The sequence below is a fragment of the Streptomyces sp. MMG1533 genome (genome assembly GCF_001279775.1).
Classification (GTDB): Bacteria; Actinomycetota; Actinomycetes; order Streptomycetales; family Streptomycetaceae; genus Streptomyces.
Window position 1 is genome coordinate 1 of record NZ_LGDG01000287.1, and the last position, 24,225, is coordinate 24,225.

A 24,225-nucleotide genomic window follows, 5' to 3' on the forward strand; every position below is an offset into this window, starting at 1 on the left:
CCCCACCCCCGACGCCGGCCCGCAGCCCCCGTCGGCCCGCCTGCACCTGCCCGGAGGCACCGGCACCGCGCCTCTCCGCCCCGGCGGCGCCCAAGCCATCCGCGTGACCCAGCCGCACGCGCTGCCCGACGTTCTGCCACTCGCCCGGGCACTGCGCCCCCTGCGTCAGACGGTCGCCTCCGCCCGCACCCGCACCCTCGACGTGGAGGCCACGGCGGCAGCCTCCGGCGACACGGGCCTGCTCCTGCCGGTCCTGCGCCCGGCGAGCGAACTCCGCTTCTCTGTCGACCTGTTGATCGACACCGGCATGACGATGACCGTCTGGCACCGGCTGGCGGACGAGCTGCGCGGTTTCCTCGCCCGACACGGCGCCTTCGCCGACGTACGCGCCTGGGCGCTGCACACACAGGAGCCGGAGCCGCGCCTGGCCGTGTTCCGGCGAGGCGCGCAGGCCGCGTCACCGACGCGCCGCTGGCGACAGGCCCTGACCGACCCCACCGGTCGCCGGGCCGTCCTGGTCCTGACGGACGGCGTGGGCCCGGCGTGGTACGGGACAGAACTGCCCGCGACACTCGCCGCCTGGTCCCGCGAACGCCCCGTGGCCGCGCTTCAGGTGCTCCCCAGCCGCCTGTGGCACCGCACAGCGTTGCGCACCTCCGCGGTCCGGGCGCGCGGTACGGAAGCCGCCCGGGCGACGATCGAGGCCCGCTCCTCCGGCCCGCTGCCGGGCATCGCGCGGGGCCGTGCGGGTGCGGCCGACCGGGCCCGGATCCGCTGGCTTCCGGTGCTGGAGGTCTCCGGCCCGTGGCTCCACCCGTGGGCCCGCCTGGTCGCGGCCCGCACGACGGACTGGACTCCCTTGCTGGCCGCACCCCTCACGGTGGTCGCCCGCCCCGTCCGGGCGGAGGAGCCCGACGAGCCGAGCCACCCGGGCACCTGGATCGAACGCTTCGAGGAGGGCTACTCGCCGGAGGCCTTCCGCCTTCTGCGCCTCCTGGCGGCGGCGCCGCTCAGCCTCCCCGTGATGCGGCTCGTCCAGCGCACGATGCTCCCGTCCTCGACCCCCATGCACTTGGCGGAGATCTTCCTCTCCGGCCTCCTGGTCCCCCGCACCCCCGGCGGTCCGGGGGAGGACCTGGACACGGTCCTGTACGACTTCCGGGACGGCGTGCGCGAAGCCCTGCTGGACCGCCTGACCCGCACGGAGTCCCTGCGCGTGCTGCGGCAGGTGATGGAGGGCGTCAGCGAGCGGGTGTCGGAAACGCTGGGGGGCGTCACGGACTTCGCGGCGCTGGTGGCCACAGGGGCGGAAAGCGGGCTGGACGGGATCGACCTGCCGGAGGAGAGCCGGGCGTTCGCGGAGGTGGCGTTGGCGGTCTTCAGCGGGGTGGGGGGTGATTATGCGGAGTTGGCGGCACGGCTGGGGAGTGGTTCGGACAAGCCGGCGCTGTCGGAGGAGGCCGGGGCGAGACGGCGGGCGCGATTCCTTCCCCGGCGACGGCGCAGGCGTGGGCTGGAAGCGCCTGCGGAGAACGCCGGGTTCGAGACGGGGTTCGGCCGTGCGGCGGGCCCGGTTCAACCGGAGGGGAGAGTGCCGAGCCGGATCCCCCCGCTTCCGGAACACTACGTCCGTCGGGAGCAAGCCGCCCATGTCCTGCGAGTGCTGCGAAAGGGCAGTTCCGCGAATACGGCGCGCCATCCGGCAATGAGCCCGACCACCTGCGTGATCGTGGGGCCTCCGGGCGTGGGAAAGACCGCCCTGGCCATCGCATGCGCGCGGGAGCTGGCCGCGGAGTTCACCCTGGTCCGCTGGATCAGTGCGCACAGTCGCGAGGCCATGGAGGATGCACTCACCACCCTCGCCACCGACCTCGGCCTCATCCGAGATGCGGACGAGATCGGCATGGACGATGTCCTGGGCCGACTCCATGCCCATTTCGTCGCCCATCCCGGCTCGCTGCTGGTCTATGACGGAGCCACCCCGGAAGTCCTCCCGGATCGGCTTTCCCTCATGGTGGCCTCGGCGGGCAACGGAAGCGTTCTGATCACTCTCTCGGAAGGCGCACCGTTTCCCCGCGAGCCGTATGAGGCGGTGGCGCTACGCGACTTCAGCCGGAACGAAGCCATGGATTACGTCAGGTCGGCACTCACCCCGGATCGTGGAGAGCTGTGGACCGAGACTCGTGAGCTGGCGGACCTGGTCGAGGCAACCGGAACAAACCCGCTGGTTCTGGCGAAGGCTGTGGCAGACATCAAGACGGGGCGTCGGACAGTCGCCCACCAGGTCCTGAGCGTGCTGGCGGGCAGGCCGGAAGTCGCTCGGTTCATGCTGACGCTCGTCTGGATCAGTCAGGGCGGTGAATTTCTCGGCACCGGGGTGGTCGTGAGATCCGATGCGGTGCTGACCAGCGTCATCGACCGGCAGGTCGGTCCGTTCCAGGTCCATCGGTGGCCCGGCGGAGATGCCTTCACGGTTACCGCGCTTCACCGACTCGCTGTGCCGGGGCTGACTCTGTTGGAGGTCTCGGAAGACATTTCTCCTACGGCGTTCGTCGCCCACTCCGACGACAGCAGCGCATCCATTGCCGTGTGGGCCGGGCAGGCGAGGCCAGGTGGACCGGTAGTCCGTTCCGTTTCCCGGGATGTTCATCACGCGGCTCCGGGCGCGGCGGTGATCGACGTGGACGGATGGCTGTGCTCCCTCGTTTCGGCATCCGACGGCGATCCCAAGACCATCAAGGTCACCCCTGAACTTTTCAGCAGCCGCGTGTCGCGCGCGGAAGTTCGCGATCGGGGGCCGCAGCTCACACCGCCCCGCCCGCCCGCCGAGGAGCCGCTCTTCTATCTGAGCTACTCCCACAGGCCTCCCGATCTCACTTCGGAGCGCGGAGCGGAGCATCGCTTCTTCGACGACCTGAGCCGGCATCTCGGCGAAATGACCGAACTTGGGGAATCGGCCCCGGGCTTCATCGATGTGGGACTGCCGGCGGGTTCACGGTGGCAGCCGGCGCTGATGCGGGCACTGGCCGGTGCCCGAGTGTTCGTTCCCCTCTATTCGCCCCGCTACTTCACGAGCGATTGGTGCGGCAGGGAGTGGGAGGCCTTCAACCGGCGTCAGCTGATGGAACCCTCCGAGAGCGGCTTCCCGGTGTCGGCCATCGTGCCCGTGCTCTGGTCCCCCGTTCACATCAGACAGGTGCCGCCGGTAGCCCGGAGCATCCAGTACACGACTGAATCCCTCGGGCGCAGATATGTCCAGGAGGGTCTGAGTGGCCTGATGAGAACAACCGGGAGCCGCCCTGCATACGAACACGCCGTCCGGAAGATCGCCGAGAGCATCGCGAGAGTGGCTCGGACGACCCGGCTGAGGCCCTGCGACCCCAGTCTCTTCGACGACCTGCACAACGCCTTCGAGGACGGGGACGCTACCGGAGGCCGGCGATGAACGTCGACCAGGCCGGGGCCGAGAAGAGCAGCGCAGGCCCCGTGGGGTTCTTGCTGTCGCGGACGGGGACGTGGGTGGGGGCGGCGGCGTCGTCCACCTCCAGGCAGTCGCCGCCGCTCTCGTCGCTGTACGTCGACTTGCGCCACGCGGCGACTTCGAGGCAGTCGCCGCCGCTCTCGCCGCTGTAGCTGGACTTGTGCCAGCCGGTCAGTACCGATGCGTCAGGAATGCTGTGTCCGCTGCGCTTCATGCTCGTAATCCTCCGCCACCGACCTGATCAACGCCAGGGACTTGCGGTGCGACAAGGCGTCGCCCAGCGCATGATCGTAGACGTCCTCCAACTCGCGTACGGTGCCCTGGACTTCCCAGACCCGGCCCGATTTCAGGCCCTCGACGTACGCGACGGGCGGCAGCTCCTCGAACCACATGAGCTTGACCGGGCCCGCCAGGAGGGCGTGCGCACCCGCCGTGAAGGGGAGCACGTGCGCGCGGATCCGTCGGCTCTCGCCCAACTCCGCGATGTGCCAGAGCTGCTCGCACATGATCTCCGGGCTGCCGATCACCTGACGCAGTACCGCCTCGCCGAGCAGGAGCGTCACTTTCGGCGAGTCGAAGTCGTCCAGGATCCGGGTCCGCTCGACGCGTGTGGCGAGGAGGCTGTCACGCTTCTCGTCGCTCTTGGCGGGGTGTCCTGAGCCGAGCACCTCGCGCGCGTACTCAGGTGTCTGCAGGAAACCCGGTACGAGGGTGCTCGCATACTGCTTGATCGCGACCGCCTGCCGCTCCAACTCCGCTGCCTCGGCGAAGTGTTCCGCCACCTTCCTGCCGTCCAGCGTCGGCAGAAACCGCTCGAAGAACCCGCCCGCCTCCAGCACCACATCCAGCCGCCGTGCGTCCTCCACGTCCGGCCTCCGCCGCCCCGCCTCGATATGGGCGATGTGCGTGCGCGACATCACCGCACGTTGGCTCAGCTCCTCCTGCGTGAACCCCGCTGCCTCCCGCCTCCGCTTGAGCTCCTGCCCGTACTGCTCTCGCGAACGCGGATTGTCCTCGATGGCCACGTACCGACTCCCCCTCGTGCGGACCCCGTTGTCACGCTCGGCTACCTCCCGCACCTACCCACCCCGACGCCACTCTGTGCATGAAGCGGCACAGAAAGTGAAAGGCGGCGGCGTGGACCTCACGGAAGAGCAGGAAGACGGCCTGATCGGGGCACACATCTCCCTTCAGGTGTCCCGGGACGGGGGACGCACCTGGGGACCCAAAGTGACGTACCAGCCCTCACGCAAGGACGTGCCCTTCGACCTGGCGGGCCGGTTTCCGCCCTGTCAGTGTTCGAGGTGCGCGAGCCGGTAGGCGATGCCGGGGCGGCCGGCGACCGTGGTCTCGCGCTCGGCGGAGAAGCCGCTGCGTTCGAGGACGGTCCTGGACGCCAGGTTGTCGAGGGTCGCGACCGCCGTGAGCGAGGTCAGCCCGTACTGTGTCGCGGCCAGTCGGCACACGGCCGCCACCGCCGCCGTCGCCACACCCCGCCCCGCCGCGAATTCGCCCACCCGGTAGCCCAGTTCGGCCGAGCCGTCCTCCGTCACGTCCACGAGGTTCACCCGGCCGATCAGTTCACCCTTCCCGTCCAGCACCACATGGAAATGGCAGACACCCGCGTCCTGCTCGGCGAGCAACGCCTCGTACCGGGCGGCGAATTCGGTGAAGTACGTGTCACCGCGATCCGATATGAAGCGGGCGAAATAGGTGCGGTTCGCTCGCTCGAAGGCAAGGAGTGCGTCCGCGTGGTCGGGGCGCAGTCGTTCCAGCTTCACCATGCGGGGCAGGGTATGCGTGATCCGGTTCTCGAGCCTGCCAATAAACTCAGGGGCATGGGGGATGAACAGGTTCTCGCTGGTGTCGCCGGTCTCGTGATGGGGTTTCTCTGCCTGGTGCAGGCCGTTACGGCGTGGCGTACGTACCGTCTCTACACGCGGGGGGAGTGGATCGAGGCGGACGTGGTCGATGTGCGCGAGGAACGGGAGAAGGGCGGCGATTCGAGCTTCTATCCCGTGGTGGCTTTCACCCCTCCGGACGGTCGGCTCGTCAGGGTCGAGTCCCCTTTCCCGAAGTCCGGGCCGCCCGGGCCGTTTTCCTTCCCGGATGCCTTCCCGGACGGCAAGGTCCGCGTTCTCTACGACCCGGTCAGGCCTCGGCGGATCGTGCTCTCCGGATATCGCGGGGACAAACTGGCCATATCGATCGTCAACGCTCTCGCGCTGGCCGCAGCCACCGGGTACGTGTTCGTTGCGATCGTCTTCTGAGCGCTAGATTCATCGGCCATGCGATCACGTGAATACGACCTCGACTTCCGCGACCGGGCCGGCCGGACACGCAATTGGGGCGTCGGTCTGCTGGCCGTGGCGGGGCTCCTGTGGACGTGGTGCGCCGTGCTGGTGCTCACGCCGTACGAGGTGGACGAGGAGCCGGACGACCAGTACCCCGCGGAGTGCGAATCACGGTTGTTCACGGATGGCGGTACGGCCAACGAGGGTCTGCAGCGCGGCGATTGGTGTCAGGACGAGCGCGACTGGCCCGAGGCCATCGCCGTGCTCGGGCTGTCCGTCCCGGTGTCGGTCGTCGGTGTCGCGCTGTTCACGAGCGGCAGCCTGAGCCGCCGGATGAGCGCCCATGCCGAGGCGATGCGCGAGTTGGACCGGATCGCCGACGCGCGGAAGGCGTAGGACGCGCGCGGAAGGCGTAGGACAGCGGACCCGTTCACTGCTCCGTGAGCACCGGGAACCGCCGCGGTGCCAGCACCAGCAGCACCACGAACGCGATCGCCGCCGCACCCGCCGCCCCCAGGTACACCGCGTGCACCGCGTCCGCGATCGCGTGCCGGGTCGCCTCGGGCGCGGTGCCCGCGTCCAGGGCCCGGGTCACCGAGTCCAGGTCGCTCGCGCCGCCGAGCCGTGCGGCCAGTACGCCGTTGGCGACCGCGCCGAAGACGGCCGCGCCGATGGTCTGGCCGGTCTGGCGGCAGAAGAGGACAGAGGCTGTGGTGGTGCCGCGTTCCTCCCAGTCGACGGTCGACTGCACCCCGACGAGCAGCGGGAGTTGGAAAAGGCCCAGTGCGGCGCCGAGCAGCAGCATCAGCAGTGTCGGCTGCCATGCCTCACCCGGATACGGCAGGAACGGGAACGCGAACAGGATCAGCGCGGCGGCGCCGATGCCGAGCATCGCGGTGTTGCGGAAGCCGATGCGGCGGTAGACGTGCTGGCTGAGAGCGGCCGACACCGGCCAGCTGAGCGTCCATACGGACAGCACGAATCCGGCGGTCACCGGTGCCAGGCCCAGCACCGACTGGGCGTACGTCGGCAGGAAGACGGTCGGGGCCACCATCAACAGCCCCAGTGCGCCGAGGGCCAAGTTGACCGCGGCGATCGTACGGCGCCGCCACACCCAGCCGGGGATGATCGGCTCGGGCGCCCTGCGTTCCACGAGCACCACGACCGCCACCAGCGCGAGTCCCGTGCCGAACAGGGCCATGGAGGGTGCCGACAGCCACGGCCAGGCCACCCCGCCCTGTACCAGCGCGGTGAGCAGGACGCCGCCGCACGCGAACACGGCGAGCGCGCCCGCCCAGTCGACACGCGTGCGCGTGGCGGTCGTTCCCTCCTCCTCAGGTCGTACGTCCCGCTGCGGCTCGTGCAGGTAGCGGACGATCAGCCACAGCGCGACCGCGCCGATCGGCAGGTTGACCAGGAAGATCCAGCGCCAGTCCGCGTACGCCGCCAGGATGCCGCCCACACCGGGTCCCGCGACCGCGGACACCGCCCAGACCGTGGACAGCTTGGACTGGATCTTCGGGCGGTCCTTGAGGGGGTACAGGTCGGCGGCGAGCGTCTGGACCGTGCCCTGCAACGCCCCGCCGCCCAAGCCCTGTACGACCCGGAAGGCGATCAGCGCGCCCATGTTCCAGGCCACGGCGCACAGGAGGGAACCGAGCAGGAACAGGGTGGCGCCCGCGATCAGCACCGGTTTGCGGCCGAAGGTGTCGGAGAGCTTGCCGTAGACGGGGAGGGTGACGGTGACGGCGAGCAGATAGCCGGAGAACAGCCAGGAGAAGACCGAGAAGCCGCCGAGGTCGCCGACGATCTGCGGTACGGCGGTGGAGACGATGGTGGAGTCGAGTGCCGCCAGCGCCATCGCGAGCATCAGGGCGGCGACCACGGCACCGCGCCGGTCGGGTGTGGTGCGCTGCGCGGCCTGCTGGATCGCGGGTTGCGTGTCGCCCACGCGGATTCCTTTCCCCGTGCATCTATCTGCCGTGGGACAGCTTCCCATCCGGGGTGTACATCGCGGGGGGACTTGACCCTGACGCCACGGGAGGGTGGAGCCTGAGCGGGCCTGAGGGTGGAGAGGACCCCGAGAACGGATCCACCTGACGGTGGACTGCCCCTAGGGGTACCTCCGTACTACGGCTGGGGGAGGGTTCGTACCGCCGGAGGACGAGAAGGCACGGGGACGGTCCTTAACCTGGCTTTACGCCGCTGGGGAGCGGTCGGGGAGCGGTCGCGGGTGGTTCACCGAACCCCCGGGGGTGGGGTTTTCCCCAGCACAAGACGGGGCCCGGCACCAGCGCGCCGGAGCCTCTCCGGGGGCCAGACTCATCGACGTACCCATTCGAACGGCTCATCCGCTGAGCACCCGTTGAGCAACAGATTCACCTGCTGACCGACATAGGAGACATACCGTGACATCGGCTGTGACCATCACCAGGCACGGGGGCACTGGAGGGCGTACGGCCGTTGCCGCGCGGGCGCGGCAGGTCGTGAAGGCGTACGGGTCCGGGGAGACCCGGGTCGTCGCCCTCGACCACGTCGACGTGGACATCGCCCGCGGCCAGTTCACCGCGATCATGGGCCCCTCGGGGTCCGGCAAGTCCACCTTGATGCACTGCCTCGCCGGGCTCGACACCGTGACGTCCGGGCAGATCTACCTGGACGAGACCGAGATCACCGGCCTCAAGGACAAGAAGCTCACGCAGCTGCGCCGGGACCGGATCGGGTTCATCTTCCAGGCGTTCAACCTGCTGCCGACACTGAACGCGCTCGAGAACATCACACTGCCCATGGACATCGCCGGGCGGAAGCCGGACAAGGCATGGCTGGGGCGGGTCGTCGACACCGTCGGGCTGAGCGACCGGCTCAAGCACCGGCCGACCCAGCTCTCCGGCGGTCAGCAGCAGCGCGTCGCCGTGGCCCGCGCCCTGGCCGCCCGGCCCGAGATCATCTTCGGTGACGAGCCGACCGGAAACCTCGACTCGCGCGCGGGTGCCGAGGTACTGAGCTTCCTGCGGCGGTCCGTCGACGAGTTGGGGCAGACCATCGTGATGGTCACGCACGACCCGGTGGCGGCTTCGTACGCGGACCGTGTGCTGTACCTCGCCGACGGCCGGATCGTCGACGAGATGTACAAGCCGACCGCGGAGACCGTCCTGGACCGCATGAAGGACTTCGACGCCCGGGGGCGTACGTCATGACCGTCCTGAAGACCTCGATGCGCAACTTCATCGCGCACAAGGGGCGGATGGCCCTGTCGGCCGTCGCGGTCCTGCTGTCGGTGGCGTTCGTGTGCGGCACGCTCGTCTTCACCGACACGATGAACACGACCTTCGACAAGCTGTTCGCGACGAGCGCGTCCGACGTCACGGTCTCCCCGAAGGAGGCCAAGAGCGACGACACGCCGCAGAACGGCAAGCCCGAGTCGCTGCCGGCGTCCACGCTGCAGCAGGTGGCGAAGGCGGAGGGCGTCAAGTCGGCCGAGGGCGCGGTCAGTTCGATGAACGTGACCGTCGTCGACAGCGACAACAAGAACATGGGCTCCAGCAACGGCGCCCCGACGATCGCCGGCAACTGGACCAAGAACGAACTGCGGTCGATGGAGATCACCTCCGGGCACGCCCCGCGCGGGCCGACCGAGCTGATGGTCGACGCCGACACCGCCGACAAGCACCACCTCAAGCTCGGTGACGAACTGCGCACGATCTCCGTCGCCGGTGACTTCACGGCGAAGATCGTCGGCGTCGCCACCTTCAAGGTGACCAACCCCGGTGCCGCGATCGTCTTCTTCGACACCCCGACCGCACAGCGCGAACTCCTCGGCGCCACCGGCCGGTTCACCCAGGTCAACGTCACGGCCGCGGCCGGCGTCAGCGACACGCAGCTCAAGCAGAACGTCGCTCAGGCGCTGGACGGCACGTTCAAGCTGCAGACGGCCAAGGAGAACGCCGACGAGAACCGCAAGGACGTCGGCGAGTTCATGAACGTCATCAAGTACGCCATGCTCGGCTTCGCCGGGATCGCGTTCCTGGTCGGCATCTTCCTGATCATCAACACGTTCTCGATGCTGGTCGCCCAGCGCACCCGAGAGATCGGCCTGATGCGGGCCGTCGGCTCGTCCCGCGGACAGGTCAACCGGTCCGTGCTGGTCGAGGCGACGCTGCTCGGTGTCGTGGGATCCGTCCTGGGCGTCGGGGCCGGCGTCGGCATCGCCATCGGCCTGATGAAGCTCATGTCGGCGGCCGGCATGAACCTCTCCACCGACGACCTGACCATCAAGGCGACCACCCCGGTCGCCGGTGTCCTGCTGGGCGTCGTGGTCACCGTCCTCGCCGCCTACCTCCCGGCCCGCCGCGCCGGGAAGGTCTCCCCGATGGCCGCGCTGCGCGACGCCGGCACGCCGGCCGACGGCAGGGCCGGCCTGGTGCGCGGCCTGATCGGGCTCGTGCTGACGGGTGCGGGCGCCTTCGCCCTCTACGCGGCCGGCACCGCCGACAAGGCGAGCGAGGGTTCGCTGATGCTGGGCGCGGGCGTGGTGCTGACCCTGATCGGCTTCGTCGTCATCGGCCCGCTGCTGGCCGGCGGGGTCGTCCGGGTGATCAGCGCGGTGCTCCTGCGGGCCTTCGGCCCGGTGGGACGCATGGCCGAACGCAACGCCCTGCGCAACCCGCGCCGTACGGGCGCCACGGGCGCCGCCCTGATGATCGGCCTGGCCCTGGTGGCCTGTCTGTCGGTGGTCGGCTCCTCGATGGTCGCCTCGGCGACGAGCGAACTGGACAAGTCGGTCGGCGCGGACTTCATCGTCCAGGGCAACCAGCGGATCGTCCCGCAGGCCGAGAAGGCGATGGAGCAGAGCCCCGGCCTGGCCCACGTCACCAGCTACAAGGAACTCAACGCCACACTCACCTCGCCCGACGGCAAGACCGACGACTCCGGCGTCACCGCCGCGGACCCGTCGTACGCCGAGGACCTGCGCCGCGCGACCACGGCGGGCACCCTGACGGCCGCTTACGGCAAGGACGCCATGTCGGTCGGCTCCGACTACGCCAAGGCGCACGGCGTTCGGGTCGGCGACACCATCGACGTCGCCTTCAAGGGCGGCGAGACGGCGAAGCTGAAGGTCGCGGCCATCACGGACGACGACAGCGCCCTCGACCAGGGTGCGCGCTACATCAGCATCGAGACGATGCGGAAGTACGTCCCGGCCGACCAGATCCCGCCGAACACGATCATGTTCGCCGAGGCCAAGTCCGGTCAGTCGGAGCAGGCGTACGCGGCGCTCAAGAAGGCGCTGGACGACTACCCGCAGTACCAGGTCCGCGACCAGACCGACTACAAGCAGGAGCTCAAGGACCAGATCGGCCAGCTCCTGAACATGGTCTACGGCCTGCTCGCCCTGGCGATCATCGTGGCGGTCCTGGGTGTGGTGAACACCCTGGCACTGTCGGTCGTCGAGCGGACTCGCGAGATCGGCCTGATGCGGGCCATCGGCCTCTCGCGGCGCCAGCTGCGGCGGATGATCCGCATGGAGTCGGTGGTGATCGCCCTCTTCGGCGCGCTGCTCGGCCTGGGGCTGGGCATGGGCTGGGGCGCCACCGCCCAGAAGCTCCTCGCCCTGGAGGGCCTCAACGTCCTCGAGATCCCCTGGCCGACGATCATCTCCGTCTTCATCGGCTCGGCCTTCGTGGGCCTGTTCGCGGCGCTGATCCCGGCGTTCCGGGCGGGACGGATGAACGTACTGACCGCGATCGCAACCGAGTAGCCACCACAGCCACCACAGCCACCGCGGACGGGGGATGCCCGGCGCCGAGAAGTCACGGGGGACTTCTCGGCGCCGGGTTCGTCTGCGTCTGCCGAGGCCCACCTTCTGACGGCGCGAGTCTGCCGAGGTGCACCTTCTGACGGCGCGAGTCGGGCGACGCCCGCCCTTCGACCCACCGAGTCGGGTGGTGGGTGGGCATAGGCCGGGGGTCCAGGGGGCGGAGCCCCCTGGTACGTCCACGTCCACGCCGACGCCGACGCCGAGCACCGGGCACCGGGCAGCGGAGGTTATCCACAGCCCCGGCACCCGCACGCGCAGCGACGTACGCTGGAGTCACCCCCGGCCCGCCGCGCGCGTCGGGCGATTCGCGTTGCCCACCCCCGGACGAAAGCCGCCCCCGAATGAGCCTGCACGGTCTGCTCGACGCCGTAGTCAAGGATCCCGCCCTCGCGGAAGCCATCACCGCGGCCGCAGACGGCAACCGCATGCACGTCGACCTGGTCGGCCCGCCCGCCGCCCGCCCCCTCGCGGTCGCCGCGCTCGCCCGCGAGGCAGGCCGCCCCGTACTGGCGGTGACGGCGACCGGACGCGAGGCGGAGGACCTGGCCGCGTCCCTGCGCTCGCTCCTCCCACCGGAGGGGGTCGTGGAGTACCCGTCCTGGGAGACCCTCCCGCACGAGCGCCTGAGCCCACGCAGCGACACCGTGGGCCGCCGGCTCGCCGTGCTGCGGCGCCTGGCCCACCCCCGCCCCGACGACCCCGAGACCGGGCCGGTCTCCGTCGTCGTCGCGCCCGTACGATCCGTGCTCCAGCCGCAGGTCAAGGGCCTCGGCGACCTGGAGCCGGTGGCCCTGCGGACCGGGCAGACCGCCGACCTGAACGAGATCGTCCAGGCCCTCGCGGCCGCCGCGTACGCGCGCGTGGAACTCGTCGAGAAGCGCGGCGAGTTCGCCGTACGAGGCGGCATCCTCGACGTGTTCCCGCCCACCGAGGAACACCCCCTGCGCATCGAGTTCTGGGGCGACGACGTCGAGGAGATCCGCTACTTCAAGGTCGCCGACCAGCGCTCCCTCGAAGTCGCCGAGCACGGCCTGTGGGCGCCGCCCTGCCGTGAACTTCTGTTGACGCAGGACGTCCGCACGCGTGCGCGTGCCCTCGCCGAGCAGCACCCGGAGCTGGGCGAGCTGCTCGGAAAGATCGCCGAGGGGATCGCCGTAGAGGGAATGGAGTCCCTGGCGCCGGTCCTGGTCGACGACATGGAGCTGCTGCTCGACGTCCTGCCCAAGGGCTCCATGGCGGTCGTCTGCGATCCGGAGCGGGTACGCACGCGTGCCGCTGATCTCGTGGCGACCTCGCAGGAGTTCCTGCAGGCGTCCTGGGCGGCCACCGCGGGCGGCGGCGAGGCGCCCATCGACGTCGGCGCGGCCTCCCTGTGGGCCATCGCGGACGTCCGGGACCGGGCGCGCGAACTGGACATGATGTGGTGGTCGGTGTCGCCGTTCGCGGCCGACGAGGAGCTCGACGCAGACACGCTCAAGCTCGGCATGCACGCGCCCGAGACGTACCGCGGCGACACGGCGAAGGCGCTCGCCGACACCAAGGGCTGGCTCGCCGACGGCTGGCGCGCGGTGTACGTGACCGAGGCGCACGGCCCGGCGGCCCGTACCGTCGAGGTGCTCGGCGGGGAGGGCATCGCGGCCCGCCTGGAGGCGGACCTCGCAGTGCTGAGTCCCTCCGTCGTGCACGTGGCGTGCGGCTCCATCGACTTCGGCTTCGTCGACCCGGCGCTGAAGCTCGCCGTCCTGACGGAGACCGACCTCTCCGGGCAGAAGGCGGCCGGCAAGGACGGCGCCCGGATGCCCGCCCGGCGTCGCAAGACCATCGACCCGCTCACCCTTGAGGCGGGCGACTACATCGTCCACGAGCAGCACGGCGTGGGCCGCTACATCGAGATGGTCCAGCGGACCGTGCAGGGCGCGACCCGCGAGTACCTGGTGGTGGAGTACGCCCCCGCCAAGCGCGGCCAGCCCGGCGACCGTCTCTACATCCCCACCGACCAGCTGGAGCAGATCACCAAGTACGTCGGCGGCGAGGCCCCCACCCTGCACCGCCTGGGCGGCGCCGACTGGACGAAGACCAAGGCGCGCGCGAAGAAGGCGGTCAAGGAGATCGCCGCCGACCTGATCAGGCTGTACAGCGCGCGGATGGCCGCCCCCGGGCACGCCTTCGCCCCGGACACCCCCTGGCAGCGCGAGTTGGAGGACGCCTTCCCGTATGCGGAGACGCCCGACCAGCTGACGACGATCTCCGAGGTCAAGGAGGACATGGAGAAGACGGTCCCCATGGACCGCCTGGTCTGCGGCGACGTCGGCTACGGCAAGACGGAGATCGCGGTCCGCGCCGCCTTCAAGGCGGTCCAGGACGGCAAGCAGGTCGCCGTGCTCGTCCCCACCACCCTGCTGGTGCAGCAGCACTTCGGGACGTTCGGCGAGCGCTACTCGCAGTTCCCGGTGAACGTGCGGGCCCTGTCCCGCTTCCAGACCGACACCGAGGCGAAGGCGGTCCTGGAGGGCCTGCGCGACGGCTCGGTGGACGTCGTCATCGGCACCCACCGGCTGTTCTCCGCCGAGACCAAGTTCAAGGACCTGGGCCTGGTCATCGTCGACGAGGAGCAGCGCTTCGGTGTCGAGCACAAGGAGCAGCTGAAGAAGCTCCGCGCGAACGTCGACGTCCTGACGATGTCCGCGACCCCGATCCCGCGCACCCTGGAGATGGCCGTCACGGGCATCCGCGAGATGTCCACGATCACCACGCCCCCCGAGGAGCGCCACCCGGTGCTCACCTTCGTCGGCCCGTACGAGGAGAGGCAGATCGGCGCGGCCGTCCGCCGCGAACTGCTGCGCGAGGGCCAGGTCTTCTACATCCACAACCGCGTGGAGTCGATCGACAGGGCCGCGGCCCGTCTGAGGGAGATCATCCCCGAGGCCCGCATCGCGACCGCCCACGGCCAGATGTCGGAGCAGTCGCTGGAGCAGGTGGTCGTCGACTTCTGGGAGAAGAAGTTCGACGTGCTGGTGTCGACCACGATCGTCGAGTCCGGCATCGACATCTCCAACGCGAACACGCTGATCGTGGAACGCGGCGACAACTTCGGCCTCTCCCAACTCCACCAGCTGCGCGGCCGGGTGGGCCGAGGCCGCGAGCGCGGCTACGCCTACTTCCTCTACCCCCCGGAGAAGCCGCTGACGGAGACCGCCCACGAGCGCCTGGCGACCATCGCACAGCACACCGAGATGGGCGCGGGCATGTACGTCGCGATGAAGGACCTGGAGATCCGCGGCGCGGGCAACCTCCTCGGCGGCGAACAGTCCGGCCACATCGCGGGCGTCGGCTTCGACCTGTACGTCCGCATGGTCGGCGAGGCAGTCGCCGACTACCGCGCCTCCCTGGAAGGCGGCGTCGAGGAGGAGGCACCCCTCGAGGTCAAGATCGAGCTCCCGGTCGACGCCCACGTCCCGCACGACTACGCCCCCGGCGAGCGCCTCCGTCTCCAGGCCTACCGGGCGATCGCCTCGGTCAACACCGAGGACGACATCAAGGCCGTACGCGAGGAACTCGTCGACCGCTACGGCAAGTTGCCCGAACCCGTGGAGAACCTGCTGCTGGTGGCGGGACTTCGCATGCTCGCGCGCGCGTGCGGCGTCGGCGAGGTCGTCCTCCAGGGCAACAACATCCGCTTCGCACCGGTGGAGTTGAGGGAGTCCCAGGAACTGCGCCTCAAGCGGCTGTACCCGGGGACCGTCATCAAGCCGGCGGCGCACCAGGTGCTGGTGCCGCGGCCGAAGACGGCGAAGGTGGGCGGGAAGCCGTTGATCGGGCGGGAGTTGCTCGGCTGGGTCGGGGAGTTCCTGGCGTCGATTCTGGGGTCGTAGGGGCTTTCGGGTTCCCGGTCGCAGGGCTTTTCTGGGCCCCTGGCGCGGGCCCCTTGGAGTGGGCCCTTTGGAACGGGCTCTTTGGAACGGGCCTCAGGCGGAGCGGAACAGCGTCGTCGCCAGGGTCCGGAACACCTCCTCGGGGTCCCGGTCGCCGACCGGGCCGTCCAGGTTGTGGCCGAGGAGCAGCGTGGCGAAGCCGTGGGCCAGGGACCAGGCGGCCACGCCGGCGAGGCGGCTGTCGACGCCGAAGTCCTCGGCGCGTACGCCGGAGACCGCCTCGCGCAGGGCGTCGGCGGCGAGGGCGCGGCCCGTGGTCAGTTCGAGGTCTTCGCCGCGCAGCAGCTCGGGCGCGAACATGACCTGGAAGTGCGCGGGGTGCTCGCGCGCGAAGCGTACGTAGCGCACGCCCGCGTCCTTCAGGTCCGAGGCCTCGTTGAGAGTGGTCGCGAGCAGCCCGAAGCCCTCGGCCGCGATCGCCGTGAGCAGTCCGGTGCGGTCCTTGAAGTGGTGGGCGGGCGCCGCGTGCGAGACACCGGCGCGGCGGGCGAGGTCACGCAGGCTCAGCGCGGAGGGGCCGTCGGCGGCGATGACGTCGAGCGCGGCGGTGAGGATGGCGCGGCGCAGGTCGCCGTGGTGGTACGGGCGGGTGGCGCCCGTCTTCTTCGGTTCGGTGGGGTGCTTCGGGGCGATGGGATTCTTCGGTTCGGTGGGCCTTGGGCTCATGGGCAGCAGCGTACGCCCGATCTAGGCATTGACAAGTTGGGGCGGGCCGGGCAATCTTGTCAGTGTCAAGTTGTGTGGTGGATCGGGATACGGCTTCGGGATACGGCTAGGGGGCTCGTCATGGGGGAGTACGACGGCAGTGGCGGCGAGGTTGGTGTGGAGCTGTCTCGTGTGCGTCAGCTCTGGCATCTGCTGGAGCCGCTGCATGCGGTGCTGTACTACGCGCCGGAGGTCTTCGCGGAGGCCGCGGCACTCGGACACGACACCGGGGAGCGCTGGCCGACCTACTTTCCGTACCGCGCAGCCCCGTTGGGCCCGGTGGGCGCCGAGCGGGTGACGTCCGCCTTCTACAGCTTCAGCCCGCGCATGGTCGCCGAGCACGTCGGATCGGCGTGGTCGGTCGCGAGCCCCGAGGCGATGGTGGAGGCGCGGCTGCGGGGGATCGACGGGGCGTACCGCGCGATATTCGGCGACCGGACGGACAGTGCGGAACTGGCGGAGGCCGCCGCCCTCGCCCGGCGCGCGGCCGAGGCGGCGAACACCGCGGGCCGGCCCCTCGCGGCGGCCAACGCCGCACTGGAGTGGCCCAAGGCCCCGCATCTCCAGCTGTGGCACGCGGCGACGATCCTGCGTGAGCACCGCGGCGACGGCCACACGGCAGCCCTGCTCGTCGCCGGCCTCGACCCGGTCGAGTCACTCGTGTCCTTCGCCGCGATAGGCGCCGCGAGCGTCGAACGCTTCGAGAGCCGCGGCTGGAGCGCCGAGCAATGGTCGGCCGCCCGGGACCGCCTGTCCGCCCGCGGCCTGGTCGAGGAGGACGGTACGGCCACGGAGGTGGGCCGCGCACTGCGGCTCCGCGTCGAACAGGACACCGACCGGCTTGCCGCCGCGCCCTGGCAGTCCCTCGGGCCGGAGGGGGTCGGCCGCCTGGCCGACCTGCTCGGCGAATTCTGGGTCGCGGTGTTGTCGTCCGGACTGCTGCCTTCGGAGACGACGTTGGGGATCGGAAAGGTATGAGTCGGGTGTGAGTCGGGGCTGGAGTCGGGTCTCCGCCGTCCCGCCTCGCGACAACAGGAAGCCGCCCGCGGGAGGTGGGTCTCCGCGGACGGCCTCTGTTGCCTGTGGTGGTTCAGCGGGAGCCCGGCCGGCGCGCTGTGCCCGGCGGGCCTCATGACCTCCGTGAGTCTCCGGTCCCTATGGCCGTTCGGGCCCGTCGCGATCCATACCGAGCTGGCCTTCGACCCGCTGTTGCGCGTCGTCGACGTGGCTCTCGTGCTTGTTGCCCGTCTTCTCGTTGACTTTCCGTTCCGCGGCGTCGGACATGTCCTTGCCCTTGCTGCCCTTCGCCTGGTGCTTGAACTTGTCGAAGATGCCCATCCAGAGCTCCTTCCGGAGGTGGCTCGCCATCGACGATACGCCCGACTGAAGAGCAATGCCCGTTTAGGTCCCATATGGTCTGGACCTCTCGGCCGCTACGGTGAGACCGGCACAACCCGCCCGTACGGCGGCGGGAACCGGGGAGGCGAGGGGAGAGGCGCACCATGACGCGTCTGAGGGGCGGGGCGACAGCCGCCGTCAGGACGGGACTTGCGGTGTTCGCCGCCATGGCTCTCGTCACCGGCTGCGAAGGCCTCGAAGAGGGCGCTTCTCCGACGGGCAGCGGTGCCGCGGCACCGGCACAGGACGGTCGCGCCGTCAGCCCATTGAAGAACCCGGACGGCACCAAGCCCGGCCTCGCTCCATTGACGAGCGAGACCGACGAGGCCGCCGGCCGCAAGCTCATCGAGACCCTGCGGACCAAGGGACGCGGGCCCAAGGCGGGCTACGACAGGGACGAGTTCGGCTACGCGTGGATGGACACCGCCGACGGAGTCCCACTGGCCCGCAACGGCTGCGACACCCGCAACGACCTACTGCAGCGGGACGGCCAGAGCCTGCGCTTCCGCTCCGGTTCCGACTGCGTGGTCATCGCGATGACGCTGCACGACCCGTACACCGGTACGACCATCGAGTGGCGCAAACAGAAGGCCACCGAGGTCCAGATCGACCACGTCGTCCCGCTGTCCTACAGCTGGCAGATGGGTGCCTCGCGCTGGTCGGAGGACAAGCGCGAGCAACTGGCCAACGACCCGCTCAACCTGATCCCGGCCGAGGGCCGCGCCAACTCGTCCAAGGGCGACTCCGGGCCCGCCTCCTGGCTCCCGCCGAACAAGCAGATCCGCTGCGCCTACGCGGTCCGCTTCACCCAGGTCGCCCTCAAGTACGAACTGGCGGTGACCGCGCCCGACCGGCAGATGATGCTGGAGCAGTGCGGGGGATGACGAGAGGGCGAGGCGAGAGAGCCGGGCCCGGCCCTCTCGCCCTCACGCGGTCCGAAGACCACGGTCAAAGCTCAGGCTCCGCGCCTGAACTGCTGGTTGGTGCCGGTGCCACAGCTCCACTGGATGAGCTTGGCGCCGTCGGCGGTGGACTTGTCCGACACGTCGAGGCACTTGCCGCTGAGACGTGAGACGAGGCGGACCCAGCCGTCACCGGCGTCCTGGAGCTGCCACTGCTGGTTGTTGCCGGTGCCGCAGGTCCACTGGATGATCGGGTTGCCGTTGGCGGTGGAGTTGTTGGCCACGTCCAGGCACTTGCCGCTGTGCCGGGCGACCAGCTGGACGTATCCGCTGCCCATGTCCTTGAACCACCACGCCTGGTTCATGCCGCCGTTGCAGGTGTACTGGGTGATCTGGGTGCCGTCGTCCAGGGACCTGCTGGGCACGTCGAGGCACTTGTTGCTGTGGCGTGCGGTGACCGTCTCCCAGGGCCCGCCGACGCCGTCGACCTTGCCGGCCGAGGTGTCGATGTTGATCTGCGCGAACCAGTCCATGGTCATCGTGGTGTCGGTGGGGAACTCCAGCGGCAGCCAGACGTACTTCGAGGCGTTGACGTTCTGGCCGAAGGAGTTGCCCCAGCGGTCGCCCATGTAGAGGTACTCGGTGCCCGTGGTGCCCTGCACGGGCAGGACGAACGTGGTCTGGGAGCCGTAGGCGGTGGAGTCTCCGACGTTCTGCAGGTCGCTCCAGGTGCCGGTGATGCTGGAGGCGGTCGCGTACATCTGCTGGTTGGGCCGCCAGCCGGTGGCGGTGGAGGTCAGCAGGAAGTAGACGCCGTTGCGCTTGAACAGTGCCGGGGCTTCGCGCAGCTGGCCGGGCCAGAGCAGTTGCACACGGCTTTCGACGGTGAGGTAGTCGGGGCTGAGGCGGTAGATGTGCAGGTCGCGGTTTTCGCGGGCGGCCGAGATCATGTAGCCGGTGCCGTCGTCGTCCGTGTAGACGGTGATGTCGCGGGACATGTAGCCCAGCGGTCGGAAGCTGCCCTGCCAGGTGTAGTCGCCGTCGATGGTGTCGGAGACGGCGACGGCGGCGCGGGCCTGGGTGTAGTCGGTGGCCAGCTCCTTGTGCATCCACATGACGAACTTGCCGGTGGCGCTGTTGTACATGACCTTGGGGCGCTCGATGTTGGCCGTGGCGAGCTCCGGGTCGGTGGCCTGGGTCAGGACATGGCGTCGGAACTCCCAGGTCTTCAGGTCGGTCGAGCGGTAGGCGGACACATACCGGAAGGAGTTGTCCTCGTTGCGGTTCTCACCGAACCAGTAGTAGTAGGAACCGACCTTGATCACACCGCCGCCGTGGGCGTGCACCACGGCTCCGGTGGTGTCGGTGAACTGGGTTCCGTTGGAGATCGTGACGGTCGCCGCGTGCGCGGTGCCGGTCACGAGGGCCTGGGGGACGAGGCTGAGGAACACGGCGAGCATGAGTAGCCAGGCACGGCGCATCGAGGGTCTTTCCCTTTCACTCGGCTGCCTTGGCGATCCCGGTGAAGGAAACAAGGCAGACCACAACCGATCAAAATTCGGCTGAATCGAACGCTGCCGCACATCAGACTGCCTGTTACGGAAGTGCGTCAAGAGTGTGAACGTCACTGATGTCCGTATCGACGAAGACGGTGTGCGGCGCGGCTGGGCGCCCCCTGGCCAATTCGCTCGACGGCGGATTCCGCCGCAGGTCAGCCCGTTGTCGTGGCCGCTGATCAAGATTTGGTGAAGGAAAGTTGCTCCCCCTTGCGCCCGGCGTCACAACTCTTCGGCAGTGGCCGCCTTGGGGTGAGTCGAGGGGCCGGGGTGATGCCCGATGGGGCCGTGCCGGCCCGGTTTTGTCCGTTCTATTGACTTCAATTCGGGCGTGTCGCTACCGTCGCGCAGAATTTCGAACGCCGTTCGATACGTCGAACGAATCGAATGTGGCGTGTGCGACGGAGGACACCCCTATGCGCGACCGATCCCCCAGACGTGGCAGACCCTTGGCGGCTGCCCTGTCCAGCTCGATCCTGTCGGTGGCCCTGCTGGCCGGAGGGCCTGGGGCGGGTACCGCTCAGGCGGCCGACGACCCCAACGCGGTCGCTCTCGACAAGGACGCGATCCTCGCTGCCAACCAGCTCGACGAGCCGCAGTGGTACAAGGACAACATCCCGTTCCTGGACACCCCCGACAACACCATCGACGAGGTCTACTACTACCGGTGGAGCACCTACAAGCGCGCGCTCCGCTACACCGTGCCGGGCACCGGCTACGTGTCGACCGAGTACGACGTGCCGATCGGCTACGCCGGGAACCCGTACACCGCGCTCCCGGACGCCACCGGCTACCACCTCCTGGACGGGCGCTGGCTGCACAACCGCGAGTACGCCGGTGACTACCTGGACTTCTGGCTGCGCGGGGCGGGCAACTCGGGCGCGCGGAACTTCAGCGAGTGGATCACCAGCGCCGCGTACCAGCGCTTCCTGGTCACCGGTGACGCGACCGAGATCAAGGCCGAACTCCCGCAGCTCATCGCGCTGTACAAGAGGTGGGACTCGAACTCCACCAACGACATCACGGTGAACGGCACGGCCTCCACCAGCGACCTGTACCACCAGACCCCGCTGTCGGACGCCACGGAATACACCGAGACGTCGATGCACAGCAGCAACTGGTTCAGCGGCGGCCCCGGCTACCGGCCCACGATCAACGCGTACATGTTCGGCGCCGCCCAGGCGATCAGCAAGATCGCCACCATGACCGGGGACAGCGCGACCGCGACCGAGTACAGCGACAAGGCCGCGTCGCTCAAGGCCGGCGTGCAGAACTCGCTCTGGGACCCGCAGCGTCAGTTCTTCATGCAGGTCTACAACACGAACAGCACCAACGGCACCCTGAAGCAGACCAGGACGACCTGGCGTGAGGCGATGGGCTTCGCCCCCTGGGCGTTCAATCTGCCCGACGCGCAGTACTCCACGGCGTGGAAGTACCTGACGGACCCGAAGCGGTTCGGGGCGGCGTTCGGGCCCACGACGCTGGAGCGGGTGCACGACTTCGAGGCCGAGCAGGCCGCCGTCACACATGCGAACATCCACGACTCGTCGACGGCCTCCAACGGCAAGTACGTCGGACAGATCGACTTCGCCGACAGCGAGGTCACCTTCACCGTGGACGCGCCCGGAAACGGGACGTATCCGGTGACGGTCCACTACGCCAACGGCACCTCGAGCACCTCGACCCACAACGTCGTCGTGAACGGCGACACCGCCAACCCGGTCACCGTCAGCTACGCCCCCACCGGCAGCTGGGGCCAGTTCTCGGAGTCGAAGTCCGTCACCGTGCAGGTCCCGATGAAGGCCGGCGCCAACACGCTGAAGTTCACCAAGGGAACGGGCTTCGCCGAGCTCGACCGGATCGCTGCGAACCCCTACTTCAACTACCAGGCGATCCCCGCCACCCAGAACCGCGACGACGCCAACTGCTGCCACTGGAACGGCCCGAGCTGGCCGTTCGAGACGAGCCAGATCCTGACCGGCATGGCGAACCTGCTCCAGGACTACCCGGCGCAGAGCTACGTCACCAAGCAGGACTACCAGACCATGCTGACCCAGTTCGCCGACCTCCAGCACAAGGACGGCAAGCCCTACGTCGCCGAGGCCGCCAACGGTGACACCGGCGACTGGATCTACGACGGCTTCAACTTCAGCGAGCACTACAACCACTCCAGCTTCAACGACCTGGTGCTCTCCGGTCTGCTGGGCATCAAGCCCCAGGCGGGCAACACGCTGGTCCTGAAGCCGCTGATCCCGTCCGGCTGGGACTACTTCGCGGCGGAGAACGTGCCCTACCACGGGCACAACCTCTCGATCCGCTGGGACCGGGACGGCACGCACTACGGCAAGGGCACCGGCCTGCAGGTCTTCCAGGACGGTGTGCGCATCCACCAGTCCTCGACGGTCGGCAACACCACCGTGAACGTGGCCGCCCCCGCCACCCCGGCGCAGCCCGCGCGGATGATGAACGTGGCGGCCAACCCGCTGACCGCCGAGCAGGACTGGCTCGGCCGCACGGTCACGCAGCCCTACCCGAAGGCCTTCGCCTCCTACACCAACACCGTCTCCAACGGTCCGCACTGCCACAGCGGCCAGACCTGCAAGCCCACCACCTTCGACGCCCCGCTGCGGGCCACCGACGGCTGGATCCGCTACGACAAGATCCCCGACGACCGGTGGACCAACTCCGGCTCACCGAACGCCACCGACCACCTCGGAGTCGACTTCGGCGCACCGCGGAAGATCAACGAGGTCAAGTTCTACACCTACGACGACGGCGCGAACATCCGCGTTCCGGCGAGCTACACCGTCCAGTACCTCAAGGACGGCGTGTGGACGTCCGTCCCCAGCCAGGTCAAGAGCCCGGCCACACCGAGAGCGAACAACTCGAACGAGGTGACCTTCCCGACGATCACGACCTCCCAGTTCCGCGTCGTCTTCACGCCGCAGGCAGGCAAGTTCGTCGGCGTCACCGAGCTGGAGTCGTGGTACCCGGAGACACCGGCGGTGAGGATCGTCAACAAGAACAGCGGCCTGGAGCTCGGCATCGCCGGCTCCTCGATCGCCGCCGGAGGTGCTGTCCAGCAGCAGACGGCCAACACCACGGCCAACCACCGATGGGCGGTCGCCCCCGCGGAGAACGGCTACTACAAGATCTTCAACTCCAACAGCGGCCAGGTCCTCGGCATCAAGGACGCCTCCAAGACGGCCGGTGCCACCGCGCTGCAGTGGGGCGACACCCTCACCGCCGACCATTTGTGGTCCGTGGTGGACGCCGGTAACGGCTACTGCAAACTCGTCAACAAGAACAGCGGCATGGTCCTGGGCATCGACGGGATGTCCACATCATCGGGGGCCGCGGCCCTGCAGTGGGACGACAACGGCACCGCCGACCATCTGTGGCGGCTCGTCACCGACGACGGCGCCACACCGTTCAACTCCTAGCCGGTCCTAGCCGGTCCTAGCCGGTCCTAGCCGGTCCTGGCCGGTCCTGGCCGGTCCTGGCCGGCGGACCAGCACCCTGAGCCGGGCCTCGGGAGTCCCGAGGCCCGGCTCTGCCTGCCGGAAAACTGTGCACGGAAAACTGTGGATGGGAAGGCGCCCGGGGAAGGCGCACGGGGAAGGCGCACGGGTAAGGCGCGCAGGGAAGGCGCCCGGGGTGCCGCAACGCGCCGGACACCGGCGAGATCGTGCGCAGGCTGCAGGAGGAGAGCCGCGTAGTCGCCCCCGGGGATTCGGGCCCGCAGAGCGCCGCCGGCGCCCGCCGGCGCCCGCCTGCGGCCTGCACGCCCTCGACTTCGCCGAAGGGCTGCAACGCCTGATGCCCGGTTACGAGCGGGGGGTTGGGCCGAGCTGGGACCGGGCGCCGGGGCAGACCGTCGCGCGTTCGCGGGCGTCGCGGCGTCGGCACTCCGGTGCTGTCGTAGGCCGTCTGCGCGGCAGCTCGGCCTTGCCCGGTGGCGGGTGCGGTCGGTGCCAGGGATCCGCGCGGAACCAGCCGCCGCGGCGCTGAAAGCCACTCGGCTTGTTGGGGATCACCTGGGCCAAGGTGAGAAGGAGGGCGCCGGCCGGTTCGGTCATGGGCGCACCGGGTCGGCCTGACGCCGTGTCAGGCCGCTGATGTGCGTGCCGGTGCACCGG

Annotated in this window: 16 protein-coding genes; 9 read left to right on the top strand and 7 right to left on the bottom strand. The window is 69.4% G+C overall.

From position 1 onward, the window contains the following. Positions 1–3,445 (top strand): TIR-like protein FxsC (locus ADK57_RS45325; protein ID WP_159050249.1); only part of this gene is annotated, 3,445 nt, incomplete at its 5' end. Here ADK57_RS45325 and ADK57_RS45330 read toward each other — a convergent pair. The 3 genes from ADK57_RS45330 to ADK57_RS45340 form a co-directional block, all read right to left on the bottom strand. Beyond that, complete coding sequence (locus tag ADK57_RS45330) at positions 3,426–3,695, bottom strand: DUF397 domain-containing protein (RefSeq protein WP_053755642.1); 270 nt, start codon at positions 3,693–3,695, stop codon at positions 3,426–3,428. The genes ADK57_RS45325 and ADK57_RS45330 overlap by 20 nt on opposite strands. Beyond that, complete coding sequence (locus ADK57_RS45335; RefSeq protein ID WP_053755643.1) at positions 3,667–4,506, bottom strand: helix-turn-helix domain-containing protein; 840 nt, start codon at positions 4,504–4,506, stop codon at positions 3,667–3,669. The genes ADK57_RS45330 and ADK57_RS45335 overlap by 29 nt, the downstream gene beginning before the upstream one ends. Before the next feature lie 267 nt (positions 4,507–4,773). Further along, positions 4,774–5,265: a GNAT family N-acetyltransferase gene (locus ADK57_RS45340; RefSeq protein WP_053755644.1), complete on the bottom strand. Its 492-nt coding sequence runs from the start codon at positions 5,263–5,265 to the stop codon at positions 4,774–4,776. Between ADK57_RS45340 and ADK57_RS45345 the strand changes: the two genes are divergently transcribed. Further along, positions 5,233–5,751: a DUF3592 domain-containing protein gene (locus ADK57_RS45345; protein ID WP_053755645.1), complete on the top strand. Its 519-nt coding sequence runs from the start codon at positions 5,233–5,235 to the stop codon at positions 5,749–5,751. The two genes, ADK57_RS45340 and ADK57_RS45345, sit on opposite strands and share 33 nt — an antisense overlap. Positions 5,752–5,769: 18 nt before the next feature. Continuing rightward, the gene (locus ADK57_RS45350) at positions 5,770–6,171 is read left to right on the top strand and encodes a hypothetical protein (protein ID WP_053755646.1); all 402 of its coding nucleotides are present in this window, start codon (positions 5,770–5,772) and stop codon (positions 6,169–6,171) included. Between the two features lie 34 nt (positions 6,172–6,205). On the opposite strand, the gene ADK57_RS45355 is transcribed toward ADK57_RS45350, so the two are convergent. After that, on the bottom strand, positions 6,206–7,726 hold the full coding sequence (locus tag ADK57_RS45355; RefSeq protein ID WP_053755647.1) for an MFS transporter: 1,521 nt from the start codon (positions 7,724–7,726) through the stop codon (positions 6,206–6,208). Between the two features lie 457 nt (positions 7,727–8,183). Here ADK57_RS45355 and ADK57_RS45360 point away from each other — a divergent pair, with 457 nt between their 5' ends. From ADK57_RS45360 to mfd, 3 genes are all read left to right on the top strand, one after another. After that, positions 8,184–8,972: an ABC transporter ATP-binding protein gene (locus ADK57_RS45360; RefSeq protein ID WP_053755648.1), complete on the top strand. Its 789-nt coding sequence runs from the start codon at positions 8,184–8,186 to the stop codon at positions 8,970–8,972. Then, positions 8,969–11,533 carry an ABC transporter permease gene (locus tag ADK57_RS45365; RefSeq protein WP_053755649.1) on the top strand — a complete coding sequence of 855 codons (2,565 nt, stop codon included), beginning with the start codon at positions 8,969–8,971 and terminating at the stop codon, positions 11,531–11,533. The genes ADK57_RS45360 and ADK57_RS45365 overlap by 4 nt, the downstream gene beginning before the upstream one ends. A 401-nt stretch (positions 11,534–11,934) precedes the next feature. Then, the gene (gene mfd / locus ADK57_RS45370) at positions 11,935–15,465 is read left to right on the top strand and encodes a transcription-repair coupling factor (RefSeq protein ID WP_053755650.1); all 3,531 of its coding nucleotides are present in this window, start codon (positions 11,935–11,937) and stop codon (positions 15,463–15,465) included. 93 nt (positions 15,466–15,558) lie between these two features. On the opposite strand, the gene ADK57_RS45375 is transcribed toward mfd, so the two are convergent. Beyond that, a complete protein-coding gene (locus ADK57_RS45375) occupies positions 15,559–16,191 on the bottom strand; it encodes a TetR/AcrR family transcriptional regulator (protein WP_053755651.1) in 633 nt (210 codons plus the stop codon). Between the two features lie 120 nt (positions 16,192–16,311). On the opposite strand from ADK57_RS45375, the gene ADK57_RS45380 reads away from it, so the two are divergent. Continuing rightward, positions 16,312–17,208: an SCO6745 family protein gene (locus ADK57_RS45380; protein WP_053755652.1), complete on the top strand. Its 897-nt coding sequence runs from the start codon at positions 16,312–16,314 to the stop codon at positions 17,206–17,208. Positions 17,209–17,385: 177 nt separating this feature from the next. Here ADK57_RS45380 and ADK57_RS45385 read toward each other — a convergent pair whose 3' ends face one another. Then, positions 17,386–17,568, bottom strand: a complete 183-nt coding sequence (locus ADK57_RS45385) for an Rv0909 family putative TA system antitoxin (protein ID WP_053755653.1) — start codon at positions 17,566–17,568, stop codon at positions 17,386–17,388. Between the two features lie 164 nt (positions 17,569–17,732). Between ADK57_RS45385 and ADK57_RS45390 the strand changes: the two genes are divergently transcribed. Continuing rightward, a complete protein-coding gene (locus ADK57_RS45390; protein ID WP_053755654.1) occupies positions 17,733–18,512 on the top strand; it encodes an HNH endonuclease family protein in 780 nt (259 codons plus the stop codon). Positions 18,513–18,583: 71 nt separating this feature from the next. On the opposite strand, the gene ADK57_RS45395 is transcribed toward ADK57_RS45390, so the two are convergent. Beyond that, positions 18,584–20,011, bottom strand: coding sequence for an RICIN domain-containing protein (locus ADK57_RS45395; protein WP_053755655.1), 1,428 nt, complete (start codon positions 20,009–20,011; stop codon positions 18,584–18,586). Between the two features lie 524 nt (positions 20,012–20,535). On the opposite strand from ADK57_RS45395, the gene ADK57_RS45400 reads away from it, so the two are divergent. Next, the gene (locus ADK57_RS45400) at positions 20,536–23,529 is read left to right on the top strand and encodes an MGH1-like glycoside hydrolase domain-containing protein (RefSeq protein WP_234390599.1); all 2,994 of its coding nucleotides are present in this window, start codon (positions 20,536–20,538) and stop codon (positions 23,527–23,529) included. The last annotated feature ends 696 nt before the right edge of the window (positions 23,530–24,225 follow it).